The organism is Bacillus sp. BS1807G30, assembly GCF_040047675.1.
Classification (GTDB): Bacteria; Bacillota; Bacilli; order Bacillales; family Bacillaceae; genus Bacillus; species Bacillus altitudinis.
This window is the reverse complement of the sequence record NZ_CP157353.1, coordinates 1,678,824-1,701,513: the sequence shown is the minus strand read 5'-3', so window position 1 is coordinate 1,701,513 and position 22,690 is coordinate 1,678,824. Positions and strand designations below refer to the sequence as shown.

Here is a 22,690-nt window from a genome sequence, read left to right as displayed (position 1 = left end):
TATCTCCCCCACATTGACTTTACCTATAATATCATGGTAGTTTTTTAATTGAAATACTTTTGCACCAGAAATGTTTTGCGATAATATATTTTTAGAAAGGAAGATAAATAATGGATTCATTTAAAGCGATACTAGTGACAGAACAAAATGATCAAGTGAGTTATGATCTTCAAAATGTAAGTGTGAATGATCTATCTGAAGGAGAAGTATTAATTAAAGTAGCATATTCTTCAATCAATTATAAAGATATGCTGGCTGTTCAAAAAAATGGAGGTGTTATTCGTAACTATCCAATGATTCCTGGGATTGATTTAAGTGGAACGATCGTTCATACAACAGATCATCGTTTCGTAGAAGGTCAACAAGTGATTGTCACAGGTTTCGCTATGGGTATGAGCCACACTGGAGGTTTTTCAGAATATGCTAGAGTACCTGCGGATTGGATTGTTCCTTTGCCAAATAACTTGACTTTAAAAGAAGCAATGATTTTTGGAACAGCAGGCTTTACAGCCGCTCTTTCGATCATGGCTTTACAGGAAAATGGGATGAATACAAAAAATCAACCTCATATACTCGTTACAGGTTCAACTGGTGGAGTTGGTAGCATCGCGATACAATTATTATCTAAAATTGGGTACAAAAATATTCATGCTTTAGTGCGTAAAGATCATCAAGTTGACATTGCAAAATCTTTAGGAGCAACTGATGTCATTTTTGCAAACGAGTTAGGAGAGCTAAAAAAACCATTAAATAAGCAAAAATATGACTTCGTCTTAGATACCGTAGGAGGAGATGTGGCTTCTGTCATAATACCTCAAATTTCTTATGGTGGAAGCATGAGCATGTGCGGGAATGCAGGTGGAATTAAATTAACAACAACTGTGTTACCTTTTATTTTAAGAGGGATCAACCTTCTAGGGATCGATTCTGTAAATGTACCAATCAATAAACGCAAAGTCATTTGGAACGAGATAGCAAACGAATGGAATATCGCCCAAACGACTCTAGTCAATGAGATTACTCTCGATACGTTACCTGAAACAATTGAAGCCATTAAAAATGGCCAACATTTAGGAAGAACAATTATTAAATATTAAAATAACACAAACTCTATTTGAACTTTATTACACAAGATAAAATTGAACTACCAATATTCTTCGTACCAATCGCAATGACCGCGGGAAGAACTATCATATCGATTGGTATGTAAAAAATAGAAAATGAAAAGTTGAGTGTCTTGTAAAAGAGTTTCATAAAAAAGGGAAAAAGAAAACACGAGTATTTGCAGTTGATAACGGAGTCATACCACTAAAACCAGGATCGTCAAACTGGTACTGGCATTTTCATGCAGCTCCAAAAATCCATATACACCATGCTCATAGAGCATCAGTACCAAGTAAACACAAAGCTAAAAAAGGTGAAACTATACTCCACTAAAAAAAGAAAAACCCTATTATAAAGGTTTTTCTTTTTTGAAATCGTACTCTTTAATAATATCAATTGGATCAATCGCATCATCATCTTGTGTATATTCCTCTACATAAGGAGTAATTAATTTCTTAAACTGCTTTTCATCATCCACTAGAGCAATACAAGTTTCATACCCTTCAAAATCAGATGGGTATAAATTTGCAACAGCACTACCGGTTTTTAAAGCCTGATCTATCGCATTTTTTAATTCCAATAGACCCTTCCTGTTTCCTAAAATCAATGCTTCTCTGTGATGAGTTTCTTGGGCATATATATTACACATCTCTAAAACACCATCATCATCTACTTGAATAGACACATAAAAGCACCTCCGAAATTAAATTTAGTTCATTATATAATTCTTAATGTCAACATGCCAAAGAGCCATGACCTCAAACGTCTGATCCCAAAAGTGATTGTGGACACCGCAACCAAAAATAGCTCAAACTACTTAACTGTACTTTGCTCCTTTTTATATTTCATTACTTTTATAATTCTATAAACTATTACAGCAACATAGCACGTAACTAATGTAATCAGATATTCAAAAGGAAAATCTCTTTGTACACCTTGATAAAAAAAATAGCCAAAAGGACTGTAAACAAAACTATTTGAAAAACTTCTTTTTTTATCATCCAAATCCCCCGATATACTTTCACTTACGTTTTATACTTTTAATTACAATCCAGAGAAAGTTATGTTACCGTGAAATTATAAAACAATCAGTCTTAACATTCTACAGTCAGTTCCATATTTAGGATTTAAGTAACAAAATTGAAAGTATGTACTATATTTGTTTTTACCTCAAATTGTTTTCTTCTCTTTCTTCATAAAAACATCCTGAAATTCTTCATAAATTTTTTTCGGTTTTTCAGAATCCCATGCTTTATACAGCTCTCGCATAAATATATACAGTGAAATTGGGTAATACCCGGAGTCCCTCCAACAGACACTGAAAGTCTCCTTCAAAAAGCTTAATTAATTCATTTGTTTTTTAGTATCTCTATACGCTGCCATCAAAGCAAATGGAGCAATTAATATAAAAAAGACTCCTTTATGGCATATTCTTTTACCAGAATACCATAAGAAGTCTGACGCTTTAATCCACTTTATCGTTTTTTAACCAATTAACCTCCAGAGCTACCTCTTGATGCAACTGTTTGGACATCTTCATGTAGAGGTTGAGTCAAACCGTTTGTAAAGAAAAGTGTACCTAGAGCTACCACAACTAGTGAAAATGTAATAAAAACCGACTTCTTCAATTAATTCACTCCTTTTCCTACATACTGGCTTGCGAGTAAGGCTCTTTTATAGTAATTTAATGATTGTTTCAGCAAGCCTCTCCCCTCTAAATATTTCGCCACATCAACCAGAATTTCCTCTAAATCAACCCATACTCTTTTCTCTTCAAGCTCTAAACACAGATTGTTTATATTGTTCAATTGAGAGTGATTTTTTTCATACAATAGTTCTTTTAACAATTTAAATTTTATTTGAAAAACGTTATGGTTGACTTGTTCTGATAAAGAAATGCCTAGATCTATCCATTCAATCGCGTCATTACTTTTACTGGAGATTTCTATTCTAGAAAGTTCATATAAACATCTCATCTTCAATAAATCTTGATTTTCGATCTCTTTATAACTCAACGTGCGCCTAAATAGTGCTGATGCTTCTTCTAAGTTTTCTTTTTTGCTTTCTAGAAAACCCATATTGTAATATAGATGAATGATTAAATGATTGTCATTAATACTTTCGATCATATTCTCAGCTTCACTAAAAAGAGCTCTTGCTTTATCATATTCAAATTGATCAATTAAGTTTAACGCATGTAGCATCCTACAGTTAATCTGTCTTTTGATATATGTTTCATGCGCATTAAATGTATCACACGCAATTTGTGCATGATATTTTGATAAAAAGGTCATTTTCAAATCATAAAATAGAACTGCGATTTTATAATGAAATTCAGCTTTTTCTATTTCATCATCAACATAAGCCAACTTTTTTTCAGCTATTCTGAAGTAACTTAATGCCTTATCATAATCTTGTAAGTAGTCATGATAGATCCCATTATAAAAGTAGAAGTAATATGACATGAGTTTATTTGTTTTTTCTTCTTTTTCGTCTGGAGCATTCCGCTGAAAGAATGGCTTATCTAAATTTCTGCTAATATTCTGAAGTTTCAGCTTAAGTCTAAAGCTCAACAGTTGATAGTACAAAAGAATATCTTGATTTTCTTCCATTAAATCAATTGCCCTGTCTATGTCATCTTGCATTTCTATAGCTGCCGATAAATCCCCTTTTTGTATCGAAAGATTCCAAGTGTTTAACATGTTTCCTACCTCCTGAGAGGCAATTAATCCTGACATTCCTTTACCCCCTTCTAAACAAATCCCTAGTATAATTCTAACACGCATTTTACAACATATGTAAAGTGAATCTGCTCATAATAGAAATTTTCGGTATCCCGCAAATATGATAATAATTGAATGGTATGCAATTATAAGAGTTGGTTAAAAGAGAGAGTAGCCAGAAAGGACTTGATACTTATTTCTTTTAGATTGAACACCTTCATTTTTTAGAAAGAAATTCACAAAATATTGTTTTGAAATTGATATAAAAAAGACCTGACTGAGTTTCAGCCAGGTTCACGAAGGGGTCAATCTAAATTATATTATAATGAATTCAAAACAGATAATTAAACATCCGTTCTCATTCACTCTTTGAAAATTCACCCTATACAGTACACTCTACATGCTCTAATTTTGCCTTAATCTAAAAAATCAATATTAACAGCGAAATTTCCAGCTGTTACAGTTATCTGAGGAATTTCAGTTTTTTCAAAAATGTCTACAATTTCAAATAATGTCTTTTTTATAATATCGTTACTTGGCATTGTATCTACTCTTAATATAAGGATTGTGTCAATGCTTGCAGCTACTTCATAAAGAACGTCTTCATCTTTAACAGATTCAATATAGCTTTTTATTCTTTTAAAGAACCACTCTACTTCTTCTAAATCTTGTAACGGATATTTAGTAATTTGATGAATATCGGCTGGATCAGGTGCTTCTTTCTCTAAGATCGCTTCAAGTTCTGCTTTAGTTATATATTCCTCTTCTTCTTCTTCGTATTCACCCTCTGCTACTTCCTCGTCAACACTGTACTCAACTGTATAAAGCCCCTCAATGAATTCATCAAAGGAATCTGCTAACTTAAAGTCTTCTTCCATCTCAACATCAAAATAATGAATTGCAGGATTCTCTTTCGTTTTTCGATAATCCATCGTTACCCAAGTGTGACCATCCCCGTTAATTAAGACAAGCCCTTCTGGCAGCTCCCACTCTTTTATCAAATAGGCACTATCCATAATTCCTTCATCTTCAGCAATTCCCAAAAGATGATTAAATTGAATATGATCCTCGGCCCATGAATTAGAGTGAGTGGTTGGAAAAGCATTATGAATGGTATAACCACCATTCTGTTCTAATATGAGCTTTTTATATGTATCTGGCAAAGTGATACCAAGTTTCTTTTCAGCCTTAGCTATTTCTTCTGCGTTGATCTTTTTTAACGTATAGTAACCTTTCTCGTCTATTTCCCAAAATGATTTCAAGGTGATGCCTCCTAGTAAAATATGCACATAAGTATACCATCTTGCTGAGTATATTTGACAATTTAGTCAAAATAAAAGAAGAATATTTGTTACTTAGTCATTCACGCTGTCTATTTTTGTCGAAACGATAGTAAAAAGAAGGTACTTCATGTAAAATTTCCTTTGCACCTAAAAATCAGGAGGATCCAATATGAAGAAATTATCTATATTCATTTTTATTTGTTTAATGATGCTAACAGCTTGCAGTAGCGCAGCATCAAATGAAAAACAGCTCACGACAGCCAATATTATTGAAGCTTTTAAAAGTGCTGGGCTTGAAGCAGAAAAACCATCTGATCTTAAACAAAAAGAGTTTGGAAATATAAGAGAAGAAGGAAAAAGGATTCTCGTTCCTTCCTTAGGTGAAAATGCTGGTGGAAGGATTTTTAAATTTGGAAATGAAACTGATTTACAGCAGGCGAAATCCTATTATGATGAGTTAGGCAATGCTGGATCTATGTTCTTCTCTCACACCTATTCAAAAGGAAACTTTTTATTACAAATGAACGGTGAAATGAAAGATTCTGAATTTGAAAAGTATAAGAAAGTAATGGATGAGGAAATAAAATAATTTCATATATTTTCAAAAGAAGGAAGGTCAATAAATGTCATCATTTTGGCTTCACAGTGAAATCGTCACCGAGATTTGCTACGCCTTGTAGTGCCTTTTTTAAATCAACCATTTGTTCACGGAGTTCCTGATAGGATTTCGCCCTTGTATCCATGGCACTTGTTAGCGCTTTTGCATCAAGTATCTTCCCCAGAAGAAGTCCCTCCCTCCTATTCATTGACAAGGTCAATTTTACTAACACAAAACTTGTCATTAAATAGGAATAAAGATACAAAAAACACAACATAAAAGCAGACACCCATTGTGGCACTTAAAGCGCCCAATGATCAGCGTCCACAGGTTCTTCTTTCTGGACAAAATATTCATGTTCGCTTTTTCTCGGCAATGCAAATAAAAAAAGTGCCCATAAACATGGACACTTTGGTTCTATTATTCCAAAAACGCATCGCCTTCAGAATCAATATACTTCTAGAAAAGTTTTAAAATCTACATAACAGTCTTTAAACAGATAAAGATATCTTCTTTTATATCATTTTATTTATTGTAACGTATCACACAAAAACGCTATGCTTTTATTAAACCATTTTCTTTTAGAAATTGTTCGAACAATGCATCACCTTTATCCTCAATATCTTCATCATCAATATTATACTCTCCAACCAACAAAACAAAATCATCATATTTTTCATATTTTTGTTCAAGTTTTATACCATAGCTTTCTTGATAAAAAAACAATAACCATTTCCCTGAATCTAAACTTTTTAAAAACACTCCTTCATAATCTAAATCATTTTCATAATAGCCTACATGCAAATGCATTGTATCGTCTAAGTTAAGCAACGTTGATCTCCCCTTTAGAAAATAACATGATGATCTTTTAGATTTGGTGGAACATGATAATGCAGAACAGCAGGTCTTCCATGTTTTATAGGTGCATAATCTAGTCTGAATAGTGGTTTTTTTGCTACGTACCTGTATAATGCGCCCTCCCGATCCAGGGCCATCAATAATACGATTTTGAGGCGCCTTTAATGCTTTCTGCACATATGGTCTAGCTACTTTCCATCCTTTTTGCATTCCCTTTTTTCCAACTTGAGAAATTAATAATTTTAAAGCAGCAGCCACCACCGGTATCCACTGACCAGTTACACTGTCTTCTTTCAATTCAGCATTCTGACTCTGTAACGCTAAAGTTTCTTCTATTTCAATAAATACTGGATCATTCAAAAGAAAGTCAAATTCTTTATTAAAGTTTGAAACATCTATACTGGTATCCTCGTATCTTGTTCAATCAATTGATCACTAACCACAAGTTCACTATTCAGTGAAGTTACGCTCTAAGAATATGCTGGAGTCACCGCGGAAAACATAGAATAAAAGACAGTACTACTAAAATAAGCTTATTCTTCATATAAACCCTAGTTTCTCAAAAAAATTTAACTGTATCCATAACTGAATACCCATTTATTTTATCTGAATTTTTGATTTTTTCCCATGATTTTTTAGAGATTGTGGATTTATTATAAGAAGAATATTCTTCAAAAAAGAGAGCAGCAAGACCTGCCATGTAGGCAGCCGCCATTGAAGTACCACTACTATATAAAAAAGAACCATCTTTTGAATAACTTTTTATATAATGCCCCGGAAGTAACACATTTAAGGCCATTACCTACAGTTGTCCCTTTCCATATATCACCGTTCATATTTAATGCTCCTACAGCGATAACACCTTCAAATTTAGCAGGGTAGAGTATATCACTCTTTTCTTGTAACCCATAATTCCCAACCGATGATATTACAACAATAAGTGCCTCATCCAAATTTTCAGCCCAAGACTTTGGAACAACCAAAGTATTACCACTAAGGAACCTTACTAAAATATCATCCTCGGCTACTTTAAGTACATAACCTGCTTTATTAAGTTGTTCTCTTTTTCCTTTCTTAGATGCTTTAATCCAGTCTCCTTCTAAGAATTTGTTTTTCATCTGATAATCCTCCACCTTTTCCTGATCCGACTAAGCAGTTCATAGAGATGAACACGATGTCCATCCTCTAAGCGATAAAGTAGGAACCACCGTTTTGATCGTTTGCGTGCCATCTTAGGCAGCCCCGTCTTCCTCTTCTTTTTAATCATTCTCGTCAGAATCGTCTTGCACACTTTGAGGGCAATCTAATCATTAGTAGCTGCTTCTCATCTTTCTGCATAGGTACAGCTTCGTTGGCTTGGACCTCATACTAGAAAAAATAGACACAGATTCAATGAATAATTATGAAGAGTATATCTCCAAGATAATGGAGTGGTTTTTTATCACTTTTTTGTGGGTGAATGGTGGGTGGTGCCTGCTTCATTTTAAAATATAAGAAACACCCACAAAAACAAAAAAACCCCTGCAGCCAATGGCTCCAAGGGGTTTTCTTTATTAATATTGAGACATATACTGATCGCGTTCCCATGGGTGAACTTGGGTGCGGAACATATCCCATTCGATTTCTTTTGATTCGATGAAGTGCTCGAATAAGTGATCGCCTAGTGCGTTGATCATGACTTCGTTTGACTTGAGCAGCTCAAGTGCTTCTGCAAGTGTTGCAGGCAGGTCAGCGATGCCATTTTCAAGGCGCTCTTCTTTGTCCATGACATAGATGTTTCTGTCGATTGGCGCTGGTGCGTCTAGTTTGTTTTTGATGCCGTCAAGACCTGCTGCAAGTAATACGCTTAGTGCAAGGTATGGGTTTGCAGATGGGTCTACGCTACGCACTTCTACACGTGTGCTGATGCCGCGTGATGCTGGGATACGGATCAATGGGCTGCGATTTTGTGCACTCCATGCTACGTAGCAAGGTGCTTCATAGCCAGGAACAAGACGTTTGTAAGAGTTCACCGTCGGGTTTGTGACCGCTGTGAAGCTTGTTGCGTGCTTAACGATACCTGCGATAAAGTGTCTAGCTGTCTCGCTTAATTGTAAATCTGCTTTTTCATCAAAGAATGCGTTTTTGCCATTTTTGAATAATGATAGGTTACAGTGCATACCAGACCCGTTTACACCGAACAATGGTTTTGGCATGAATGTCGCATGAAGACCGTGCTTTCTCGCAATTGTTTTAACAACGAGTTTGAACGTTTGAATGTCATCACAAGAGCGGATAGCGCCTGCATATTTGAAGTCAATTTCATGCTGTCCAGGTGCTACTTCGTGGTGAGACGCTTCAATTTCAAAGCCCATTTCTTCAAGCTCAAGCACGATATCACGGCGGCAGTTTTCGCCTAGATCTGTTGGTGCAAGGTCAAAGTATCCACCTTTATCGTTTAGTTCGAGCGTTGGCTCGCCTTTTTCGTCTAATTTAAATAAGAAGAATTCTGGCTCAGGTCCAAGGTTGAAATCACTAAATCCTAGTTCTTCCATTTCCTTTAAGATACGCTTTAAGTTGTTACGAGGGTCTCCATCAAATGGTGTTCCGTCTGGCTTATAAATGTCACAAATAAAGCGTGCAACTTTACCTTTTTCTGCTGTCCAAGGGAAAATAACAAACGTGTTTAGATCTGGATATAGGTACATATCTGATTCTTCGATACGTACAAACCCTTCAATAGATGAACCATCAAACATACATTTGTTATCGAGAGCTTTTTCTAACTGGCTCACAGGAATCTCAACATTTTTAATTGTTCCGAGAATGTCTGTAAATTGCAGACGGATGTACTTTACGTTTTCCTCATTTACTAATTTTACGATATCTTCTCTTGTGTACTTTGCCATTTCGTAAAACTCCTCCCCTACAAAAGGTAAAATGTGTATAGCAATGCTTTTGCTAATTGGTTAACGGAAGAACCTTGACATATCCCCCTGCCTAAAGGTCGTTCCTTGTTGGAAACGTCCAGCCTGAATGAGTTCCTTCTTCAGTAGCTTCCTGAGTTCATCATCTGTCAAGTTGTGCTTCGCTGTGGTTTTCTCCTCTGTCTTTGTTTCAGACGATGGATTTTCTGCCTCAGCTTTGGCAAAAAGTTTTTTGATTCCTGCCATGTTTACACCTTGTTCGATGAGGTTTTTGATTTCTAGTAATTTATCAACATCATGGAAAGAAAATAATCGGCGATTCCCATCACTTCTAGCTGGAAATACTAAACCATTTTCCTCATAATAGCGAATTTGTCTTGCAGATAATTCTGTTAGCTGCATGACAATCCCAATTGGGAATAAAGGCATTGAGCGGCGAATGTTATCACTCATCTCAACTGTCTCCTCCTCTTTGCTTAAATTTATTATATGTCATGTTATATTATGTGTCAACTAAATGTTAGGAATATTAACATGGATTTTTTTATCGAGCAGGCACTTCAATAAAACCTCGCTCTAATAAGGCATCTACAGCACTGCAAATGGCATTTTTCACATGGGCATACGTGAGACCGCCCTGAACATAGGCTGTGTACGGCGGTCTGATCGGACCATCGGCTGATAATTCAATGCTGGCTCCTTGGACAAATGTGCCCGCTGCCATAATAACATCGTCCTCGTAACCCGGCATATAGCTCGCATGCGGTGTGACATGACTGTTAATCGGTGATGCATATTGAATGGCCTGACAAAATGCAATCATTTTTTTAGGGTCTCCAAATTCTACAGATTGAATCAAGTCGGTTCTTTTCGCATTCCACGATGGGTTTGTTTGGAACCCGAGTTTTTCAAGAAAACGCGCTGTAAACACGGCGCCTTTTAAACTTTGTGCAACAACATGCGGTGCTAAGAAAAATCCTTGATACATTTCCTGGAGCGCATACAGCGATGCACCCGCTTCACTGCCGATGCCTGGAGATGTCATTCGATAAGAGCAAGCTTCTACCCATTTTTCTTTTCCGACGATGTAGCCGCCCGTTTTGGCAAGGCCGCCACCTGGGTTTTTAATGAGAGAACCTGCCATAAGGTCTGCGCCCACATGACACGGCTCTTGCAACTCAGTAAATTCACCATAACAGTTGTCAACAAACACAATGATGTCCTCATTGATGTCTTTCACAAATGAAATCATTTGTTCAATTTCTTCTATTGTAAAGGATGGTCTTGACGCATAGCCTTTAGAACGCTGAATCCCGATGACTTTTGTTTTTTGGGAAATAGATTCTTTGACTTTGTGGAAATCGACAGATCCATCTTGACGCAAATCAATGGCTTTGTAATCGATCTGAAAATCTTTTAATGAGCCTGTCCCTTCTTTGCCGCGAATCCCGACAATCTCTTCTAGGGTATCGTAAGGTTTCCCCGTCATGTAGATCAATTCATCACCAGGTCTTAGCACACCGAATAAGGCGATGGAAATGGCATGTGTTCCAGAAATGATCTGCGGGCGTACAAGACCGCTTTCCCCTCCAAATACATCCGCATAGATCTTTTCTAACGTGTCTCTTCCCATATCATCGTAGCCATAACCAGTTGTCGGGTTAAAATGAGAGTCACTGACTTTATGTTTCCGGTAGCTTTCAAGAACCCGCCACTCATTTTGTTCGCTCTTTCGATCAATTTGCTGATGTATTTGTGAAATGTCGTGTTCTGCTTCTGCTGCTATTTTTTCTAAAATGGTGCCATGTTTTAAAGTGTGAAACATCGTGATTTAATTCCTTTCCTACAACATATACTTCTTGATTTGTCCTAATATGGTTTGCTCCTCACCACTAAATCCAGTGATGTCATAAAGCTCTGCTTCCTTTTGGAATTCGAGTGATTCCACCAAGGTTTCTGACTTTAAGGCAGATATGAGTTTCCCTTCATATGCCGGAATCCTTACATGATATGGCTTTAAAAAATCTTTTTTCAGTTCAGCCATGATATCCGCTTTTAACCGCTTCACATCTTCCTCGCGCCTAGCACTGATTAAAATGTGGCGCTGCTTTGAGGAAGGGATAAAATCCGGCCGGATTTGGTCTTTTTTGTTATAGACAGTCAGCATCGGAATACGGTCAGCTTCTAATTCTTCTAAAAGCTTATGAACCGTTCGTTCGTGCCCTTCATAATCCTCATTCGAAGAATCAATCACATGAAGCAAATAGTCTGCTTCTTTTACTTCTTCAAGAGTGGAACGAAATGCTGCAATCAGTGTGGTTGGAAGGTCTTGAATAAAACCAACTGTATCGGAAATCAGTACACTGTAGCCAGATTCAAGTGTCATTTTACGAGTCATTGGGTCAAGTGTAGCAAAAAGCAAATCTTCTTCATGGCTATCCGCTTCTGTTAACTGGTTAAACAATGTAGATTTCCCGGCATTTGTGTACCCGACAATAGCGATTTGGAATACGCCATTTTTCTTCCGTCGTTCCCGGTATCTCGTGCGGTGTTCTTTGACTGCAGACAGTTGTCCGTGAATTTCGTGTATGCGGTTTCGAATATGACGTCTGTCTGTTTCAAGTTTTGTTTCACCTGGACCTCTTGCGCCAATTCCGCCGCCTTGTCTTGAAAGGCTGATCCCTTGTCCACTCAGTCTCGGCAAGGCATACTGAAGCTGGGCAAGCTCTATTTGCAGCTTCCCCTCTCTTGTACGGGCTCTTTTGGCAAAGATGTCTAGAATCAATTGCGTACGGTCAATGATTTTCACATCTAAGGCAGTCGCCAAAGCTTTTAACTGGCTAGGCGAAAGCTCGTCGTTAAAAATAATAACGTCACAGTCTAACTCCTCGCAAAGCACTTCAAGCTCTTCCACTTTCCCTTTCCCGATGTAAGTCGCGCTGTCTTGTCTATTTCTTTTTTGCGTCATGATGCTGACAGCTTCACCGCCAGCTGTTTTGGTTAAGGAAGCTAATTCTTCCATAGAATATTGAAAGCGTTCATCCGTTATATGCGGCAGTTGACAGCCGACAAGGATCGCTTTTTCGATCATTTCATGTTCATTCAACGTCAGTTGTTTCCTTTCTGTACTTAAGTTTCAGTAGTACCATCATACCAAACACATCACACGTATACCACCATTCGGAAGGTTTAATTTCTTGTCTCTTTACAAAAAGGATACGCCATTTCAAGAAGGCGTATCCTCTTTCATTTGCAGATCATGGCTTTTAATCGTAAGTAAATCTTTTTTATCATAATGATCCACAAGAAGCAGCCTCATCGCCTGAGTTCGGATCGCTTTTTCAATGGTGTTTCGCACAAAACGGCCGTTGCTGAATTTGGCAGGACTCGTTGTGCTCTTGATGTGCATTAAATAGTCTCGCAGTTTCCATTCTGCCTCTTGGGTAAAGACATATTCCCGATCGGCCATCATTCGTTTTGCAATATCCATCAGCTGATCGACCGTATAATCTGGGAAGTTGATATTGATTGGAAATCTCGATTGCAGACCAGGATTTAGAGAAAGAAAATGATCCATTTCCTTGGAGTATCCAGCTAAGATGAGGATGAATTCATGCTGCTTATCCTCCATATGTTTTACAAGGGTATCAATTGCTTCTTTCCCGAAATCCTTCTCTCCTCCACGGGCAAGAGAATAGGCTTCATCGATGAACAAAATGCCGCCTAGTGATTTTTTAATCAAATCTCTGGTTTTTTGAGCTGTATGTCCAATGTACTCTCCAACAAGATCTCCTCGTTCTGCTTCAATTAAGTGCCCCTTTGAAAGAACATTCATTTCAAAGAAAAGCTTCCCGACAAGCCGTGCAACCGTTGTTTTCCCTGTGCCAGGATTTCCTTTAAACATCATATGAAGCGCTTGTTTTCCTACCTTTAATCCTTGTTCTTGTCTTTTTTGATTGACAAAAATCCAAGCATAAATTTCTTTTATGTTTCGTTTCATTTCATCCATCCCGACAAGGCTGTTCATTTCTCGTTCTATTTCTCGTAAGATGCTGTGTTTGGCCTCATTTTTTTGCAAGGCCTCTAAGTATTCTGCCTCTGAATCTGCATCAACCAATACTTGCTTCTGTCCATTAAGTATAATGTTGATTTGGCCGTTATTTTTATATGTGACAGCTCGCTCCAACGTATTCACCTCTCGCTCTTCTCTCTTTACTCTATTCGGGTGGAGCTGTAATCGTGACAATCGCCCGCATTAGATCGGTTTACTGTCAAAATGACCCGAGATACCGGTTATTGTAGGGGATTGTGCGGTTTCCCAGGAAATGATGTGCTATTTCCATTGTATTCATCCATTTCGGGCGGACAAACCAACAATTTGTTTTTTCTTAGAAAAATGGCGCCTTTTCATCCCAAATTGTGCAGAAAAGAGTCTCAATGATTTCCGCATTTTGTACAGGCAATTTTTCTATTTCCTCATAAAATAAAGATGAGGTGATGAATAGATGGTGAAAATTTTTATTGATCCTGGCCACGGAGGAACAGATTCTGGAGCTGCTGCTAATGGACTTTTGGAGAAAAATATCACACTGCAAATTGCGCTTTTTCTGAGAGATATGTTGATTAGTGAATATGATGGGGTTTCCGTCCGCTTAAGTCGTTCAATTGACCAATCCGTCACGTTATCCCAGCGTACGAATGCGGCAAATAGTTGGGGAGCTGACTATTTCGTGTCTATTCATATTAATGCTGGCGGAGGCACAGGTTTTGAAAGTTATGTGTATCCTGGCGTTTCAGCACCAACCACCACGTATCGCAATGCTCTTCATGATGAGATTGTCCGCTCCGTTGATTTTGCCGACCGTGGCAAGAAAACAGCGAACTTCCACGTTCTTCGGGAAACTTCTATGTCTGCCATTTTAACTGAAAACGGTTTCATCGATACGATAGCTGATGCAAATAAGCTCCGTAACGCTACTTTCCTTCAAGGGATCGCTCGTGCTCATGCCACTGGATTAGAAAAAGCCCTTCAATTGAAAAAAAAAGCAAGTAATCTATATAAAGTACAGGCCGGGGCTTTCAAGGTTAAAAACAATGCGGATGAACTAGCAGCTACTCTCAGATCCAAAGGATTTGAAGCGCTGGTTGTACTAGATAGCGGCATGTACCGAGTCCAAGCTGGCGCTTTCCGTTCAAAGCAAAATGCAGATGACCTCGTCGCTCGATTAAAGCAGGCCGGTCACGACGCATTCGTTTTTCAATAATCTAAAAAACAAACCGGCTCAAGTCATCTTTAGAGCCGGTTTGTTGTCTATCCAATTATGCTAAAATGTTCACGACAAATTGAGACCATGTTTCAAGACGATCGAAGTACTCAGGCTTTTTCAAATCTGTTACTTTCATCCATTTGCCTGAGATTTGATCTGTTTCTTTTACTTCTACATGAGCACCCGGCGATAATTCAAGGGCTGATAACAGTCCGATGTGCACACGGCCGACACTATTGTCATCATCATTAATGAGTCCAAGGGTTTTCATCTCAAGTTTGTCTTCTTCTTGAATCGAAAGTTCCTCGTCCAGTTCACGATCGGTATTTTCTTTTAGAATATCAGCAAATTTTTTTCCTTCAATGAAATTCATATGACCCCCAAAGCCAAGAGATAACTTATGATGTAAGCGAGTCTCTCCCCCACCTTGAAGTCTTTCATATACATACACTTCGCCCTCACGCTTAATGACAACATATGGAATCGGCTGCTTAAAGTCAGGATTTTCTTCTGCATCGCCTCTTCGCATTTGCTCGAAGTGCTCTTCGATTTCTTTCATAATGGTGCTGATTGTTTTCTCTTCACTATTCACACCATTAAACGCAAGTGTTTCGTTTTGGAACACGCGTGCGCGCGGTGCAACTAAAATAATTTCGTCCATTTTTCCCATGTTCGGTAACCTCCAGTATGTAACACATTGTTAGAAATGGCAAAAAGCCAAAACGAGTGATGCGTTTTGACTTTTACGCTTTCCTTATGATTCATCTCCAAAGAAGAAATCGTCATCTTTTAACGGCTCAACTGTTGCCTTTTTGTAGCCGTTCCCTTTCATTGAGAAGAAGTCATGTGACTTTGTTTTTGTATTGAGTCCGTTCAATACAATTGGGTTGATCTCTTCTTCTTCAAAGTAAGGGGCAAATCCAAGGTTCATTAACGCTTTATTGGCATTGTAACGAATGAACTTTTTCACATCATGCGATAAATTGACTTGGTCATAAATATCCTCAGTGTAATGAAGTTCATTTTCATAAAGCTCATTAAGCAGATCGATAGAGAAATCATAAAGCTCTTTTTGCACGTCAGGTGTTTGTTTGTTGTAAATTTCTTGTGCTAACAATCCAACATACACACCGTGAATCGCTTCATCGCGCAAAATCAAGTTAATGATTTCACCACTTTGCATGAGTTTTCCTTGACCGTAGAAATATAGCGGGTAGTAAAAGCCGCTATAGAATAGGAAGCTTTCTAAATACACTGAAGCAACCATTGCTTTAAATAAGGAAATCGGGTCATCCTTTTGAATGGAACGGTACAGACCTACAATCATATCTGCTTTCTTTTGCAAGAATTTATTTTTCTTGACCCATTCAAATACTTCACTAATCGTTTCAGTCGGTGCAAGCGTCATGAAGATATTTGAGTATGATTTTGCATGCACGGCATTTTCCATCATGGCCATAAAGTTTAACACGGCTTTACGTTGATGACCGTCCACATGTTCAGCCACTATCGGCATTCCTGTATTTCCTTGTTCTGTATCAAGCAACGTCAGTCCAGCCAGTACCTTCATGTACGTATCTCGCTCTTCTTCACCTAAATATTTCCATGTTAAGAGATCCCCGTTTAAGGAAATCTCTTCTGGAAGCCAGAATTGCTTGACGTTTTGGTTGTAAAACATTTGTGTAAAATCGTCTTCGTGTTTTGACCAGTTGGCTGCATCATAAATTTTTGTCACGTTAAACTCTCCTTTAATCAAACAACACAAGAAAGACAACCTTCCTGCCCTGTATCCTTCGTTCTTGCATAATAAAGTGTCTTAATGCCTTTATGGTGTGCATAAAGATCGATGCGGTTTAAGTCACGCGTTGTCATCGTATCTTTTAGGAATAATGTAAAGCTGATTCCTTGATCGACGTGCTGCTGAATGGTTGCGATCATATCGACCACTTTAAACATGTCCATATCGTATGCTTCTTTATAGAAGAACCAGTTTTGTGCTGAAAGTCCTGGCATTGGATAATACGTTTTGCTGTTTCCGTATGTTCTTTCTTCGATACGTTCCATAATTGGCATCACAGACGCTGTTGCCGATTGAACATACGAAATAGAACCTGTAGGCGCAATACATAATCGATAGCTATGATACATGCCATTTTCCGCTACAAAATCTTTAAGTGCTGCCCAATCTTCTTTTGTTGGAATGTGCATGCCTTCAAATAGCGCAGCTGCTTTTTCTGTTTTTGGAGTGAAATCATTTTCTACGTATTTATTGAAGTACTCACCTGTTGCATAACCAGAGCCCTCATAACGGTGGAATGTTTCCCCTTTTTCTTTTGCAAGCTCACTTGAACGCTTAATGGAGTAATAGTTCACCATCATAAAGAACGTATTAGCAAAATCTCTTGCTTCTTCACTTTCATAAGCGATTTGGTTTTGAGCTAAATACCCATGAAGGTTCATCGCACCAAGTCCAATTGACTTCATCGCTTTGTTCGCTTTTCTAACAGCTGGTGCATTGCGGATATCTGTTGTTTCAGACACAAGTGTGAGTGAGTCCGTTGCAAGCTTGACTGTTTTTTCAATGGATTTGTTTTTCATCACGTTCATGATATTTAAAGAACCAAGGTTACAAGAAATATCAAGTCCGATCTCATCATCTTGATCATAGTCCGTGTAAGAAGAGACTTCTGAAGCTTGAAGTACTTCTGAACAAAGGTTTGAGAATTTCACACGTGAAATATGGTTCAGTGCGTGCTCTCTATTCACATTATCTTGGAACATGATATATGGATAGCCTGATTCTGAGCGCAGAACAGCTAATTTTTCAAGAAGTTTTCTCGGATTGACTTTTTCTTTTTTGACTTTCGGGTTTTCTACAAGCTCGTCATACATTTCTTCCATATCCATCTCATCAAGATGCTGTCCATAAGCTTTATAAACTGTATGAGGATAGAATGTGTAAGCTGTTTTATCTTCTCTAGCAAGCTCGATAAATTTATCTGGGATGACGACACCGATCGATAGTGTTTTCACACGAACATCTTCATCCGCAGAGATTTTTTTCGTATCTAAGAAATCATTAATATCTCTGTGGAAAATATTCAAGTACGCACTGCCTGAACCTTGTCTTTGTCCCATTTGATCTGCATATCGGAATGCATTATCAAGAAGTTTCATGACGCCTACGACACCTTTGGTCGCATTTTCTACATCTTTGATCGCTTCACCTTTCGCACGAAGCTTTGAAAGGTTCAAGCTGACGCCGCCGCCTAATTTAGACAGCTGCATGGAAATATCAATGGCTCTTGAAATATCGTTTAATGAGTCATTCACTTCAAGCAAGAAGCAGCTCACCAGCTCACCACGTCTTTTACGGCCTGCGTTTAAGAATGTTGGTGTACTTGGCTGATACTCTTGGTTGATCATCAGTTCCACAAACTCAAGTGCTTTCTTTTTGTCTCCACCCGCAAAGAAAAGAGCCACAACTGAAATGCGGTCTTCATAGCGTTCAAGGATTTTCTTTTTGTCATTTGTTTTCAGTGCATAGTCATTGTAAAACTTAAACGCACTCATAAATGATGGGAATCTAAATTTCTTGGCATATGCAGCTTCAAATACTTCTTTAATATCTGACATGCTGTATTGTCTTAAAAATTCTTCCTCATAGTAGTCGTTTTCTATTAAGTAATCAATCTTCTCTTCTAGATTATGAAAGAAGACCGTGTTTTGATTAATATAATCTACGAAATAACTATGTACAGCTTCTTTGTCCTTGTCGAACTGAAACTTTCCTTCTTTTTGAATCATAATCTCGTTATTTAATTGTATCCACTTTGGAACCTGATTTTGTGACAATTCTTTCTACCTCCTGTGTAAACAATTCAACATCCCTTTTTGTTCCGCTTAGTTCAAAGGTGTGCAAAATAGGAACTTGATATTGTTTAGAAATCGTATCGGCGCTTTTGGCAAAGTTATCTCCCCACACTTTGTTCCCACTCACCGCTACACCTAGTAGAAGGTGCGCATTTTTCTCTAAAAATGACTGAGTGGTACCAGGGACTTGTCCAAATCCTGTCGTAAAGGTGACGAGAATAAACGGCGTATCCAAAAACTCTTCTCCAGTCAATTTTCGTTTGTCTGTAAAAGGGGTCTTGTCCAAAAAGCGTTGAACATTTCCTGTTTTTGAATCAAATACGATTTGAATCAATTCCATCACGACCTAGTTTTTAGTATTGTTGATCATTTCGTTATTCACTATATATAGTATACTATGTTTTTTCAAAACACAATATATAGATGCTCGAAACGAAAAAAATCAACCAACCCGGCCGAACATTCATAGCCGAACTCGTACGTTCAAATAAATAGAGCAGAGCAGGTTCTAAAAATAGACTGCCCTACTCCCTATTCAACTGAAACCGAAATCTATCATAACACGAAAAAAAATCGCTTAGTAGACTAGACTTTTTGTTTTATTTTTTGTAGGCATCGCACTGTAAATCTTCTGACACTTCTGTTATTTCCACTTCAACACCTAATTCTTTCAGCACCGCTTCAAGCGCAGAGACGATCGAGGCTTCTCTTACTAACTCTTTCCCGTTTACAGAAACGCTTGTTCCATATTCGAAACAGGAGTCATCTTCACAAGTTTGTTCCCAATGATTAATTTTAATTTTGTGTGTCATGAACTCATCCTTTTCTGTCTAGATGTCTGATGCATGTTTATAGTGTAGCGACTTCACATTCATTTGTAAATTTACGTGCTTACTCTTCATCAAAGTCTTCACTATCACCATCATCTTCATCCCATTCATCTATGTACTTTGTCGTAATGAGCGTCAGCTCTCCTTCTTTTTCATCAAACCGGTATACATGTACTTCATCATCTTTCACAACAGCAATGTGATTATTTTTTAGCGCAACAGATGATGGCAAAAGACCATCAACACGGCTCCCATCATGCTCACAAGAATGGTTATGCCAACTTTCTTGTCTCGTTTCGATGTTCGAGATGGCGCATGATCCAAATAAGACAACGATTCCAATCAAAAGAAGGATCACTCTAATCCTTCTTAATTCAAGCTCTGCATTTTCCATATAAATCCCCTCACCCTTTTAAATGTCCAATAAGGATTTATACGCAACTTGGACAGAAAAGTTTCATGGCATGCAAAATAGCCCCTCTGCACTGACAAAAAACGTAGCGGGTTTCGGCCGGTTTATTCGCAGCTGCATGGGGCTATTGGTGAAAACGGGTGTTTATTCTAATTCAAGATTTACATTTTTTTGAGGTGCAAATGTTGAAATCGCATGTTTATAAATAAGCTGCTGCTTCCCTTCTGTCTCAAGCAGCACCGTGAAATTGTCAAATCCCTTTACTTGACCGCGAAGCTGAAAGCCATTCAGTAAAAATACTGTGACAAATGTATTGTCTTTGCGGATCTGATTCAAAAATTGGTCCTGAATATTAATCGGTTTCATGTTTCGTCCTCCTTGATTCTGATAACTACAGTTTCGCTTTAAGTCCAAGCTTTCCTGCTATATATGCGAAAATTTCCTCTTTTTTGTCCGAAAAGTGGCAAGGTGGTGTCATATCAAACCAGGTGACATCCATTTTATTACGGAACCACGTAAACTGACGCTTCGCATATCTTCGGGAATTTTGTTTTAATTGCTGGATGGCTTCATCAAGTGAGCAGTTGCCTTGAAAATAGGCATACAACTCTTTATAACCAATCGCTTGAACAGACTGACAATCTTTCAAACCAGATTGATAAAGTGCGCTCACTTCTTCAATTAAGCCTTCATCTAACATCATATCAATTCTTTGATGAATGCGCTCGTACAAAAGCTCTCGGTCCATTTTCAGCCCAATGAAGGCAGTGTCATACAGAGGAATTTCTTGATGCCCGTTTTGCATATCAGACATTTTCTGACCTGTTGTATGGATGATTTCAAGCGCCCTGATCACGCGGCGGACGTTATTCGGATGAATCGCTTTTGCAGCCTCAGGATCGGCTTCTTTTAGCTTTTCATACAGCTTGATCGGTCCATGCTGCTGTTCAAACAGCGTCATCTCTTCTCTAAAAGCAGGATCACTTTTCTCATCAGTAAACGTGTAATCATATAAAACAGACTGAATATATAGCCCAGTTCCACCAACAATCATGGGCGTTTTTCCTCTCGCAGCAATCTCTTTGATTTTTAAGCGGACAAGCTGCTGAAATTCAGCTGTAGAAAACGATTCATCCGGTTGTTTAATATCGATTAAATGGTGCGGAACGCCATTCATTTCTTCAGGGGTGATTTTCGCTGTGCCAATATCCATCCCTTTATAGATCTGCATGGAATCCCCGCTGATAATTTCTCCATTAAATGCTTTCGCTATATCAATGCTCAGCTTTGTTTTTCCGACAGCCGTCGGACCTACTAATACAATCACTGGTTGTTTTTTCATAACATCACTCTCTTTTACAAACTGCCTACAGTATAGCATAACTTCTCTTTCTCTCCTATATACTCCTCGTCACCAGCCAAGTGGTTCATTCCCGACCACTTCATATGTCTTTCCTTTTAAACGGTGCTTATGCGTTGGCCTTTCTTCATCTGGACTGTAAACGACTCCCCCGTATGGAATCGGGACAGAATCGGTATAGGCAGAAAACGTGACTTCCTCAATTTCATGATAGTGCGTCCCGTCCACTCTTGGGATAGCAGGTCCAGTGACGCCATAATATCTATGAAAATGCCCTCTTTCAAATGACGTGATCCCCCGGTAATAATGAGTATGTCTGTCGGTACTGCTTCCATTCACAGGCTGAGAAATACCTTCTATTAAATGATAATGTTCTTCTGTTACATCCGTTCGCGCTTTATAAGCATGAGCATGAGGTGGACATTTAGCCCAATCAGACGGATACAGGCCCATTTTTTACATTCCTCCTTATTTTAGGCATTCACCCAAACACAAGTGGGCCACTCGAATACACTGATGTCAGTTACAGTGATTTTATGTGAAAGGAGTCTTTTTTTATGAATTATTTTGACGCACCGTTTGTTCAAGATGAGATGAGAAGACCTTTTGGATTTGGACGCCCTGGATTTGGTTTTGGAAGACCTGGGTTTGGTTTTGGGCGCCCTGGTTTTGGCTATGGGAGACCTGGATTTTTTGGACCGCCATTTTTAGGTGGTTTTGCTGGAGGGCTTCTAGCTGGGTCGCTTCTTGCTCCAGGATATGGCTATGGTTATCCTTATCCACCGCCATACCCGCCATATGGACCATACCCTTATTATTAATTATGACGATTTAGTGAAAACATCCTCTTATAAAATGAATCGATTGACACATTTGTTTTTCATAGGTTAACATTTACTTTACCGACCGTTCAGTAAAGTAGGTGTTTTTTTTATGTCTAAAACGAAAAAAGAACAAATTTTTGAGGCAGCAGCTCACACCATTCTAAAAGAAGGATTGAGTCAGCTCACCCTTCAGCAGGTGGCAGAACATGCAAATATGACCAAAGCCGGGCTACTGTATCATTTTTCGAGCAAGGAAGACCTGATCCAGCAAATGAATGAGCATGCGGTTGCCTCTTTTCGTCAGCAGCTTGACACGTATCAGGAAACATACAAAAACGAAAAGGCGCCTTATGTACGTGCCTATATATTGGCCACATTAAATGATCTTGATAGGCAAAACACCACACAGCTATGTACAAGTATGCTGGCAACCATGTCATTTGATGAAGCGTTATTAAATCCTTGGCGTCATTTTTATGCGGAATTTAAAGAAAAAGCAGCCGAGGAAATCAATGACCCTGCACTTAGCCAATTGATCCGTCTTGCCTGTGATGGCATATGGTTTTCAGAAATGTTTCAGCTTGAACCATTGAATCGAGAGGAAAAAACCCTTTTACTTCATCGGATTTTACACATTTTAGAGGAGGGATGA

At 38.2% G+C, this 22,690-nt stretch carries 26 protein-coding genes; 5 read left to right on the top strand and 21 right to left on the bottom strand.

Features of this window, described 5'->3' with window-relative positions:
* Positions 1 to 110 precede the first annotated feature (110 nt).
* Positions 111 to 1,097 carry a YhdH/YhfP family quinone oxidoreductase gene (locus ABG082_RS08650; protein ID WP_050827288.1) on the top strand — a complete coding sequence of 329 codons (987 nt, stop codon included), beginning with the start codon at positions 111 to 113 and terminating at the stop codon, positions 1,095 to 1,097.
* A 356-nt stretch (positions 1,098 to 1,453) separates the two neighbouring features.
* Here ABG082_RS08650 and ABG082_RS08645 read toward each other — a convergent pair whose 3' ends face one another.
* The 3 genes from ABG082_RS08645 to ABG082_RS08635 all read right to left on the bottom strand — a co-directional run bounded on the left by ABG082_RS08645 (position 1,454) and on the right by ABG082_RS08635 (position 5,089).
* A complete protein-coding gene (locus ABG082_RS08645) occupies positions 1,454 to 1,789 on the bottom strand; it encodes a hypothetical protein (protein ID WP_348936767.1) in 336 nt (111 codons plus the stop codon).
* Between the two features lie 943 nt (positions 1,790 to 2,732).
* The gene (locus ABG082_RS08640; protein WP_254505700.1) at positions 2,733 to 3,842 is read right to left on the bottom strand and encodes a hypothetical protein; all 1,110 of its coding nucleotides are present in this window, start codon (positions 3,840 to 3,842) and stop codon (positions 2,733 to 2,735) included.
* Between the two features lie 401 nt (positions 3,843 to 4,243).
* Positions 4,244 to 5,089 carry an SMI1/KNR4 family protein gene (locus ABG082_RS08635; protein WP_048002225.1) on the bottom strand — a complete coding sequence of 282 codons (846 nt, stop codon included), beginning with the start codon at positions 5,087 to 5,089 and terminating at the stop codon, positions 4,244 to 4,246.
* 190 nt (positions 5,090 to 5,279) lie between these two features.
* On the opposite strand from ABG082_RS08635, the gene ABG082_RS08630 reads away from it, so the two are divergent.
* Positions 5,280 to 5,699 carry a hypothetical protein gene (locus ABG082_RS08630; RefSeq protein WP_017367294.1) on the top strand — a complete coding sequence of 140 codons (420 nt, stop codon included), beginning with the start codon at positions 5,280 to 5,282 and terminating at the stop codon, positions 5,697 to 5,699.
* Positions 5,700 to 5,739: 40 nt separating this feature from the next.
* On the opposite strand, the gene ABG082_RS08625 is transcribed toward ABG082_RS08630, so the two are convergent.
* The 9 genes from ABG082_RS08625 to spoVK form a co-directional block, all read right to left on the bottom strand.
* Entirely contained in the window at positions 5,740 to 5,916 is a 177-nt protein-coding gene (locus tag ABG082_RS08625; protein ID WP_348936820.1) for a T7SS effector LXG polymorphic toxin, read from the bottom strand.
* Between the two features lie 347 nt (positions 5,917 to 6,263).
* Positions 6,264 to 6,926: a DUF3986 family protein gene (locus ABG082_RS08620; RefSeq protein WP_235672446.1), complete on the bottom strand. Its 663-nt coding sequence runs from the start codon at positions 6,924 to 6,926 to the stop codon at positions 6,264 to 6,266.
* Positions 6,927 to 7,125: 199 nt separating this feature from the next.
* On the bottom strand, positions 7,126 to 7,281 hold the full coding sequence (locus ABG082_RS08615; protein WP_263490855.1) for a hypothetical protein: 156 nt from the start codon (positions 7,279 to 7,281) through the stop codon (positions 7,126 to 7,128).
* 13 nt (positions 7,282 to 7,294) lie between these two features.
* A complete protein-coding gene (locus tag ABG082_RS08610; RefSeq protein ID WP_035700856.1) occupies positions 7,295 to 7,684 on the bottom strand; it encodes a S8 family serine peptidase in 390 nt (129 codons plus the stop codon).
* A gap of 435 nt (positions 7,685 to 8,119) precedes the next feature.
* The gene (gene glnA, locus ABG082_RS08605) at positions 8,120 to 9,454 is read right to left on the bottom strand and encodes a type I glutamate--ammonia ligase (protein ID WP_007499421.1); all 1,335 of its coding nucleotides are present in this window, start codon (positions 9,452 to 9,454) and stop codon (positions 8,120 to 8,122) included.
* A 60-nt stretch (positions 9,455 to 9,514) separates the two neighbouring features.
* Positions 9,515 to 9,925 (bottom strand): MerR family transcriptional regulator, encoded by a 411-nt coding sequence (locus ABG082_RS08600; RefSeq protein WP_007499423.1) that lies wholly within the window; start codon positions 9,923 to 9,925, stop codon positions 9,515 to 9,517.
* A 91-nt stretch (positions 9,926 to 10,016) separates the two neighbouring features.
* The gene (locus ABG082_RS08595) at positions 10,017 to 11,297 is read right to left on the bottom strand and encodes an aminotransferase class I/II-fold pyridoxal phosphate-dependent enzyme (RefSeq protein ID WP_348936766.1); all 1,281 of its coding nucleotides are present in this window, start codon (positions 11,295 to 11,297) and stop codon (positions 10,017 to 10,019) included.
* 18 nt (positions 11,298 to 11,315) lie between these two features.
* Complete coding sequence (gene hflX, locus ABG082_RS08590; RefSeq protein ID WP_017367291.1) at positions 11,316 to 12,578, bottom strand: GTPase HflX; 1,263 nt, start codon at positions 12,576 to 12,578, stop codon at positions 11,316 to 11,318.
* A 120-nt stretch (positions 12,579 to 12,698) separates the two neighbouring features.
* A complete protein-coding gene (gene spoVK / locus ABG082_RS08585) occupies positions 12,699 to 13,658 on the bottom strand; it encodes a stage V sporulation protein K (RefSeq protein ID WP_008344008.1) in 960 nt (319 codons plus the stop codon).
* 319 nt (positions 13,659 to 13,977) lie between these two features.
* Here spoVK and ABG082_RS08580 point away from each other — a divergent pair, with 319 nt between their 5' ends.
* Positions 13,978 to 14,736, top strand: coding sequence for an N-acetylmuramoyl-L-alanine amidase (locus ABG082_RS08580; RefSeq protein ID WP_348936765.1), 759 nt, complete (start codon positions 13,978 to 13,980; stop codon positions 14,734 to 14,736).
* A 55-nt stretch (positions 14,737 to 14,791) separates the two neighbouring features.
* Here the strand turns inward: ABG082_RS08580 and ABG082_RS08575 are convergent, their stop codons facing one another.
* The 9 genes from ABG082_RS08575 to ABG082_RS08535 all read right to left on the bottom strand — a co-directional run bounded on the left by ABG082_RS08575 (position 14,792) and on the right by ABG082_RS08535 (position 21,667).
* Positions 14,792 to 15,409 carry a hypothetical protein gene (locus ABG082_RS08575; protein ID WP_348936764.1) on the bottom strand — a complete coding sequence of 206 codons (618 nt, stop codon included), beginning with the start codon at positions 15,407 to 15,409 and terminating at the stop codon, positions 14,792 to 14,794.
* 84 nt (positions 15,410 to 15,493) lie between these two features.
* Positions 15,494 to 16,474, bottom strand: a complete 981-nt coding sequence (gene nrdF, locus ABG082_RS08570) for a class 1b ribonucleoside-diphosphate reductase subunit beta (RefSeq protein WP_008344010.1) — start codon at positions 16,472 to 16,474, stop codon at positions 15,494 to 15,496.
* Positions 16,475 to 16,491: 17 nt separating this feature from the next.
* Positions 16,492 to 18,594: a class 1b ribonucleoside-diphosphate reductase subunit alpha gene (gene nrdE, locus ABG082_RS08565; protein WP_017359033.1), complete on the bottom strand. Its 2,103-nt coding sequence runs from the start codon at positions 18,592 to 18,594 to the stop codon at positions 16,492 to 16,494.
* On the bottom strand, positions 18,554 to 18,946 hold the full coding sequence (gene nrdI / locus ABG082_RS08560) for a class Ib ribonucleoside-diphosphate reductase assembly flavoprotein NrdI (protein WP_017359034.1): 393 nt from the start codon (positions 18,944 to 18,946) through the stop codon (positions 18,554 to 18,556). The genes nrdE and nrdI overlap by 41 nt, the downstream gene beginning before the upstream one ends.
* Before the next feature lie 265 nt (positions 18,947 to 19,211).
* Complete coding sequence (locus ABG082_RS08555; protein ID WP_003212415.1) at positions 19,212 to 19,424, bottom strand: hypothetical protein; 213 nt, start codon at positions 19,422 to 19,424, stop codon at positions 19,212 to 19,214.
* A 79-nt stretch (positions 19,425 to 19,503) separates the two neighbouring features.
* A complete protein-coding gene (locus tag ABG082_RS08550; protein ID WP_046343575.1) occupies positions 19,504 to 19,836 on the bottom strand; it encodes a YmzC family protein in 333 nt (110 codons plus the stop codon).
* 162 nt (positions 19,837 to 19,998) lie between these two features.
* Positions 19,999 to 20,220 carry an RNA chaperone Hfq gene (gene hfq / locus ABG082_RS08545; RefSeq protein ID WP_003211269.1) on the bottom strand — a complete coding sequence of 74 codons (222 nt, stop codon included), beginning with the start codon at positions 20,218 to 20,220 and terminating at the stop codon, positions 19,999 to 20,001.
* A 25-nt stretch (positions 20,221 to 20,245) separates the two neighbouring features.
* Positions 20,246 to 21,196, bottom strand: a complete 951-nt coding sequence (miaA, locus tag ABG082_RS08540) for a tRNA (adenosine(37)-N6)-dimethylallyltransferase MiaA (RefSeq protein ID WP_272511536.1) — start codon at positions 21,194 to 21,196, stop codon at positions 20,246 to 20,248.
* Between the two features lie 69 nt (positions 21,197 to 21,265).
* The gene (locus tag ABG082_RS08535; protein WP_007499437.1) at positions 21,266 to 21,667 is read right to left on the bottom strand and encodes a YmaF family protein; all 402 of its coding nucleotides are present in this window, start codon (positions 21,665 to 21,667) and stop codon (positions 21,266 to 21,268) included.
* A 104-nt stretch (positions 21,668 to 21,771) separates the two neighbouring features.
* Between ABG082_RS08535 and ABG082_RS08530 the strand changes: the two genes are divergently transcribed.
* Both ABG082_RS08530 and ABG082_RS08525 read left to right on the top strand, forming a co-directional pair.
* Positions 21,772 to 22,035, top strand: coding sequence for a hypothetical protein (locus tag ABG082_RS08530; RefSeq protein ID WP_017359036.1), 264 nt, complete (start codon positions 21,772 to 21,774; stop codon positions 22,033 to 22,035).
* 112 nt (positions 22,036 to 22,147) lie between these two features.
* Complete coding sequence (locus tag ABG082_RS08525) at positions 22,148 to 22,690, top strand: TetR/AcrR family transcriptional regulator (RefSeq protein ID WP_008344015.1); 543 nt, start codon at positions 22,148 to 22,150, stop codon at positions 22,688 to 22,690.